The following is a 6,566-nucleotide window of genomic DNA, read 5'->3' on the forward strand; positions in this document are numbered from 1 at the left end:
CAGCGGTGGCAGTCGAAGGCCTTTGATGATGCTCAGGTCTGGTGTCCTCAGAAAATTTTGGTGCCCTCAGAAAATATAGTCGGTGGTCAGGAAGCTCGAGTTCCGGCCGCTGATGATCTCGCTGAGAAGCTCTTTGCTGCTTTCCTGGAACTTGGTCGCCACCAGGGTCCGGATCGAAAATACCCGCAGCGCATCATGCACCGACAACGTACCCTCGGCGGAGTTCTTGCGGCCGTTGAACGGGTAGGTGTCCGGGCCGCGCTGGCACTGGGCGTTGAGGTTGATCCGGCCGACCTGGTTGGCGAAGGTGTCCACCAGCCTGCCGACCGCCACCGGGTTGGTGCCGAAGATGCTCAGTTGCTGGCCGAAGTCGGATTCCAGGACGTAATCGATCACGGTGTCCAGATGACGGTAAGGCACGATCGGCACGACCGGGCCGAACTGTTCTTCCTGATAGACGCGCATCTGCGGTGTCACCGGGTACAACACGGCCGGGTAGAAGAACGACGCGCGGGACTCACCACCATTGGGGTTGACCACGGCGGCGCCTTTGCTGACCGCGTCCGCCACCAGCGAATGCAGATAATCGACTTTGCTCGCCTCCGGCAGCGGTGTCAGGGCCACGCCACTGTCCCACGGCATGCCGGGTTTCAGGGAGGCGAGCTTGGCGTTGAATTTCTCGATGAACGCCTCGACCACGTCTTCATGGACGAAGAGGATTTTCAGCGCGGTGCAGCGCTGACCGTTGAACGACAGGGAGCCGGTGACGGCTTCGCTGACCGCGTTGTCCAGATCCACCTCAGGCAACACGATGCCGGGGTTCTTCGCATCCAGGCCCAGTGCCGCACGCAAGCGGTGAGGCCTTGGGTGGAGTTTTTTCAGGTCGCTGGCAGCCTTGTTGGTGCCGATAAACGCAAAGATATCGATCTTGCCGCTGGCCATCAGTGCGCTGACGGTCTCGCGGCCACTGCCGTAAATGACGTTGATCACCCCGGCCGGGAAGCTGTCGCGAAAGGCTTCCAGCAGCGGACGAATCAACAGCACCCCAAGCTTGGCCGGCTTGAACACCACGGTGTTGCCCATGATCAGCGCCGGAATCAGCGTGGTGAAGGTCTCGTTCAGCGGATAGTTGTAAGGCCCCATGCACAACGCCACGCCCAGCGGAACGCGACGGATCTGGCCGAGGGTGTCCTGTTCCAGTTCGAAGCGGCTGGAGCGGCGGTCGAGTTCCTTGAGGGCGTTGATGGTGTCGACGATGTAGTCGCAGGTGCGGTCGAACTCTTTCTCAGAGTCCTTGAGGTTCTTGCCGATCTCCCACATCAGCAACTTGACCACCGCCTCGCGCTGTTCGCGCATACGACCGAGGAAGGTCTCGACATGCTGGATACGCTCGGCCACGCGCATGGTCGGCCACAGGCCCTGGCCCCGGTCATAGGCACGGACAGCCGCGTCGAGCGCGGTCAGGGCGGTGTCGGCATCGAGCAGCGGCGTGCTGCCGAGGATCACTTGTTCGTCGCCATTCGCGCCGCTCAGGTATACCGGGCTGCGCACCTGGGCGAGGGGGCCGGACCAGGTTTTCAGTTCACCGTCGACCAGGTATTCGCGCTGTTCGGTCTGGCCGTTGAGGCGATACTTTTCCGGGATGCCGTCGGCGGTGGGAAACAGGTTGGCAAGGATCGATGCTGTGGTCATGTCGCTACCCCGTCTGGATTGGGTGATGCACTGATGAATCGTTTTAGCAGACCTCGGCCTGGCTTGTCATGGCTCATCTTATGGTTTTTTTGACTCGACGTTGTGGATCGAGAATCTGTCGGCCCATCTGCTCATGAAAGCGCCTGTAGCCGTTGCGATCTTTTGTCCTTGAAAACACACAAGTAACGATCCCCCGGTTAAACTTCGTGCTCTTTCTCAAAGGAGTTCATATGAGTTACTACCAGCCGGGCATCCTCGCCACCCCAGTTCCGCCTCAAGCTCGTCATATGTTCTTCGCCCTCGAATCCGCCGAGGCACTGCCGGCAGCGCTGGATAACCTGACGCGCCTGGTGGACGGAAAATCGGCGGTGGTCGGTTTCGGCGAGTCTCTGGTCAAGGCGCTGCACGCGCAGATCGACGGCTTGCGCGCCTTTCCTGCGCTGGTTGGTGTCGGCGTCGACAACCCGTCGACCCAACACGCGCTCTGGTGCTGGTTGCACGGTGTTGACCGTGGCGAATTGCTCAATCGCAGCCACGCGATCGAAGCCGCGCTGGCACCGGCCCTGCGTCTGGTGCAGATGAACGAAACCTTCCGCCACATGACCGGCAATGACCTGACCGGTTACGAAGACGGCACCGAAAACCCTCACGACGAAGCCGCTGTCGCCGCCGCGCTGCTGGGCGAGGGGGCTGAGGGGCTGGTCGGTGGCAGCTTCGCCGCGATCCAGCAATGGCAGCATGACTTGAAAGGCTTCCACGCGATGCCGTCCCATGAGCAGGACAACATCATGGGCCGGCGCCTGAGCGACAACGAAGAGCTCGACGACGCGCCGATCTCCGCCCACGTCAAACGCACCGCCCAGGAAAGCTTCGCTCCTGAAGCCTTCGTGGTACGTCGCTCGATGCCGTGGATCGAAGGCGATCGCGCCGGCCTGATGTTCCTGGCATTCGGTTTTTCCCTCGATGCATTCGAAGCCCAACTGCGGCGCATGAGCGGTCTGGAAGACGGCATCACCGACGGTTTGTACCGCATCAGCCGACCGATCACTGGCGGCTACTACTGGTGCCCGCCGCTCAAGGACGGTCGCCTCGACCTGCGCGCATTGCGTGTCGGCTAAATAGCGGATCGCGTACAAGGAGCGAGGCTTGCCCGCGAAGGCGGTGTGTCAGGTAAAACGCTTTCGCGGGCAAGCCTCGCTCCTACAAAAAACCATCAAAAGGATTTGCTGACACTCGCCACCAGGGTTGCGCTGCACACATCGTCGAACCCCCAGTTGCTGATGCATTGGCTTTTCGACAAATCGGTGTCGATGTAACTCAACCCAAGCAACACCCCGGCCACTTCGTGGGTCAGCTTCGCCTCCCACTCGTGGTAAGCCTCCTCGCCATGCCCCGAGGCCGAATACAGGCGCGGGTCTTTGAAGTCCATTTCGCCGTAGCGCAGTTTCAGCCCCAGCCCATAGGGCAATTCGGTTTCGTAGCCAACGTAGTGGTACAACGTGCTCTGTTTGCTGTCGATGCCTGGTGCATCGGCGGAGTAATAGGCCGCGAGTTTCACGCCATAGACGTCGAGAATCCCGTAGACCTCGCTCTGATTGAACTGGCTCTCTTTTGGATACGCGTATTTGAGATAGCCGACATCCAGGCTGATGGCGTCGGTCGCCTGCCACAGCCAACCACCGTAGTAGTCGACTTCCTGGCGGGTTTTCAGGCCACCGCCGAAATCGACGTTCGAACTCCAGGCGCCCAGGTACAGGCCGCTGCTGTGGGCCAGGGTCACACCGGCTTGTGCGGCGGGGTCGTTCTGGGTTTGCGAAATACCGCGAGTGCGATAGTCGCTGGCCAGGGTCAGGTCGACCAGCACGGCGAAGTCGTCATTCAAGGGCAGGGCCTGGCTGCCCAGGGGCAACAGGCTGAAGGATGCGAGGGCGACGAGGGTGAATGCTTTCATGGTGCAGTGCCTTTGTTGTGATTGTTATGGGCAGATTTGAGACAACGCTGCTCCAGACCCCAGCGATGAACGCGGAGTTGGGCAGCGTGTACAGGCGATTTTTCTCAGAGTGTCGGGGCGTAGACTTCGCGACCGGCGAACCAGGTTTGCAGCACTTGGGTGTCGTGCAGGGCTTTCTCATCGACGCTGAACACGTCGCGGTCCAGCACGATGAAATCGGCTTGCTTGCCGGGGCTCAGCGAGCCGATTTGCTTCTCTAGACCGATAGTGCGGGCGGCGTTGAGGGTGTAGGCGTAGAACATCGTTTCCCGGTCGATGCGTTCGTCGGCGTTCAAGACACCCAACGGACCGTTTCGGGTGATCGCCTGGGCCATGGCGTTCCACGGATTGGGCGAAGACACCGGCCAGTCGCTGGCTCCGGCGATCGTCGCGCCCTGTTTGAGCAGCGAGTGCGCCGGGTACTGATAGCGGAAGGCGAGGGCGCTGACGTAAGGCTTGATCATGTCCAGGGTGTAATCGTCGGCGGAGGCCCAGAGCAACTGCATGGAGGCGATGACGTTGAGCGGTTTGAACCGCGCAAACTCTTTCGGGTTGACCATTTGCAAATGGGTGATCGAGTGAGTCACGCCGCTCTGGCGATCCTTGCGCGCCTGGGCGATGCCGTTCAGGGATTCGCGTACCGCGCGGTCGCCGATGGCGTGGATGTGCACCCGCCAGCCGCGTTGATCGATGGCACTGACCAGTTCGCCGAAGTGCTTCGGATCGATCAGCAACTCGCCCTGTTTTTGTGAGTTGGTGTAAGGATCGATCATCGCCGCGCTCTGGGCCGGGTATTCGATCACTCCGTCGGCAAAGATCTTGATACCGGGTAGGGTCAGGTTGGGGATGCCCTGGAATTGCTGGCGGACCTTGTCCAGCGTGTCGAGATCGGCCGGTATGCTTTTCGGATTGGCCACCAGCAGGGCCGCGACGTGGGCGGTCATGCCACCGCTTTGCGACAGCGCTTTGTACACCGGCAGTACGCCGACGGTTTTCTCCGTGGGTATAAGGGCAAACACCGGCTCGCCGGGGGCGGCGTTGGCAGCGGGGTCCATCCAGGCCGTAATGCCCAGGCTGTTGTTGTAGCGTACGGCGGTTTGCGCGGCGCGCAGCATGTCGGCGGCACTGGGCGCGGGCATTTTTAACGCAACCCGATCCCAACCGGCGTCCACCAGGAAACCGTTGGGGCGACCGTCGGCAAGCTTGCCAATGGTGTCGAGTTCGGCGGCCGGCAGGTTTTGCAGCAGGGCGGCGTCGATGCCCGCGCGTTCGAGCATGACGTTGTTGGCCCAGGCGGTGTGGTGGTCGCTGCCGGTGAATACCACGGGCACCTTGGCCCATTCGCCGCTGTTGAATTTCTTGCCGAGGGCCTCGGCCTGGGCCCAATACGCCGAACTCATGCCGGCCACGCTCAGCACATCACCGTGTTTCGCCTTGCCGTCATCACGCCAACCGCGCAGGCGTTTTTCCAGCTCATCGAGGTCGACCACCTCATCTTCCATGTTGGCCGAGGCCATTTCCAGACCGCCGAAAATCGCGTGGGAATGGCTGTCGATCAGGCCGGGCATCAACGTCTTGCCGCCGAGGTCGATCACTTTCGTTCCCGGTTCGATCAAGGTTTTGATCTGCTCGTTGCTGCCGACTTTCAGCACTTTTCCGTCCTGCACGGCCAGGGCCTGCACCTTGGGCTGGCTGCGGTCGGCGGTGAATATCTTGCCGTTGATCAGCACCAGATCAGTCGCTGCCATGGCTTCCATCGAGGCAAAAGCCACAGCGGCCATCAATAGATTCGGGAGGAATCTTTTCATTGAATGTTTCCTTGTTATTGCGTCTGATGGCCCAGATTAGTGGCTGCTCACGCTTAGCAGAACGCCTCACTCACGAAAAACGTTTTTGCCGGAATGGAAAAAGAATGGACAAGCTGGGTGCGTTGAAAATGTTCGTGGTCACGGCGCAACTGGGCAGTTTCAGCCGCGCGGCCGAGCAACTGGGCAAGACCCCGTCGGCCCTGACCAAAGCGGTCAATCACCTGGAGGCCGAGCTCGGTGCCCGGCTGTTCGAGCGCAGCACCCGGCGGATTCTGCTGACGGAAGTGGGGCGGCTCTACCTGGAAACCGCGCGTCAAGTGTTGCAGCGGTTGGACGAGGCCGGCGAGGAAATCGAGCAGTTGCAGCATGGCCTGCGCGGCAATCTGAAAATCACCGCGCCACTGGCCTATGGGCAAGCCTTTCTCGATCAGGTGTGTGGCGGTTTTCTGGAGCAGTACCCGCAGATCAATCTGCAAGTGGACCTGTGCGATGAGTTCGTCAATCTGCTGGAAAGCGGCTACGACCTGGCCCTGCGCGAAGGCCATGACGACCTGCCGGGGCTGATCGCCCGCGTCGTTGGCAGCAATCGTCTGGCGTTGTGTGGCAGTCCGGCCTATCTGGCGCGCAAGGCGTTGCCGGTCACCCCGCAAACCCTCGATGAGCACGAATGGTTGCTGTATCGCCATCCCTTGCTCAGCCGCGAATTCTGGTGGGCCGAGCGCGATGGGCAGCGCTTGAGCCTGCCGCAACCCCAGGCGCCACGGCTGCGCAGCGACAATTACGACTTGCTGCTGGCCAATGCGCTGGCCGGACGCGGGTTGTTGCACACGCCGCTATGGAGCGCTGCGCCGTATCTGGCCGACGGTCGACTGGTGCGGGTGATGGCGGACTACGACATCGATCCCGACAGCTTTGGCCCGCACATTCTGGCGGTGTACCCGAGCCATCGGCGAGCGACCGCCAAAGTCGTGGCTTTTATCGATTACATCGCCGGGTTTCTGGCCTCTCCTGTAGGAGCTGTCGAGTGAAACGAGGCTGCGATCTTTAAGGACAAGATCAAAAGATCGCAGCCTCNT

General features: G+C 61.0%; 5 protein-coding genes. 2 read left to right on the forward strand and 3 right to left on the reverse strand.

Going from position 1 to position 6,566, the window contains the following annotated elements; all coding sequences use genetic code 11:
- Positions 1-66 precede the first annotated feature (66 nt).
- On the reverse strand, positions 67-1,692 hold the full coding sequence (locus tag AC1RL4_RS24835; RefSeq protein WP_230172067.1) for an NADP-dependent glyceraldehyde-3-phosphate dehydrogenase: 1,626 nt from the start codon (positions 1,690-1,692) through the stop codon (positions 67-69).
- 230 nt (positions 1,693-1,922) lie between these two features.
- Between AC1RL4_RS24835 and AC1RL4_RS24840 the strand changes: the two genes are divergently transcribed.
- A complete protein-coding gene (locus AC1RL4_RS24840) occupies positions 1,923-2,810 on the forward strand; it encodes a Dyp-type peroxidase (RefSeq protein ID WP_019578460.1) in 888 nt (295 codons plus the stop codon).
- Positions 2,811-2,905: 95 nt separating this feature from the next.
- Here AC1RL4_RS24840 and AC1RL4_RS24845 read toward each other — a convergent pair whose 3' ends face one another.
- Both AC1RL4_RS24845 and AC1RL4_RS24850 read right to left on the reverse strand, forming a co-directional pair.
- Complete coding sequence (locus tag AC1RL4_RS24845; protein WP_028940970.1) at positions 2,906-3,643, reverse strand: TorF family putative porin; 738 nt, start codon at positions 3,641-3,643, stop codon at positions 2,906-2,908.
- Positions 3,644-3,747: 104 nt separating this feature from the next.
- Positions 3,748-5,490, reverse strand: coding sequence for an amidohydrolase (locus tag AC1RL4_RS24850; RefSeq protein WP_230172069.1), 1,743 nt, complete (start codon positions 5,488-5,490; stop codon positions 3,748-3,750).
- 104 nt (positions 5,491-5,594) lie between these two features.
- Here AC1RL4_RS24850 and AC1RL4_RS24855 point away from each other — a divergent pair, with 104 nt between their 5' ends.
- A complete protein-coding gene (locus AC1RL4_RS24855) occupies positions 5,595-6,518 on the forward strand; it encodes a LysR family transcriptional regulator (protein ID WP_028940968.1) in 924 nt (307 codons plus the stop codon).
- Positions 6,519-6,566: the final 48 nt, after the last annotated feature.

This window comes from Pseudomonas sp. GW822-FHT07A10 (genome assembly GCF_058798795.1).

Excerpts from the sequence above, each read along its gene's own strand:
- AC1RL4_RS24835 (WP_230172067.1), bottom strand. The coding sequence starts at position 1,692 with ATGACCACAGCATCGATCCTTGCCAACCTGTTTCCCACCGCCGACGGC.
- AC1RL4_RS24840 (WP_019578460.1), top strand. The coding sequence starts at position 1,923 with ATGAGTTACTACCAGCCGGGCATCCTCGCCACCCCAGTTCCGCCTCAA.
- AC1RL4_RS24845 (WP_028940970.1), bottom strand. The coding sequence starts at position 3,643 with ATGAAAGCATTCACCCTCGTCGCCCTCGCATCCTTCAGCCTGTTGCCC.
- AC1RL4_RS24850 (WP_230172069.1), bottom strand. The coding sequence starts at position 5,490 with ATGAAAAGATTCCTCCCGAATCTATTGATGGCCGCTGTGGCTTTTGCC.
- AC1RL4_RS24855 (WP_028940968.1), top strand. The coding sequence starts at position 5,595 with ATGGACAAGCTGGGTGCGTTGAAAATGTTCGTGGTCACGGCGCAACTG.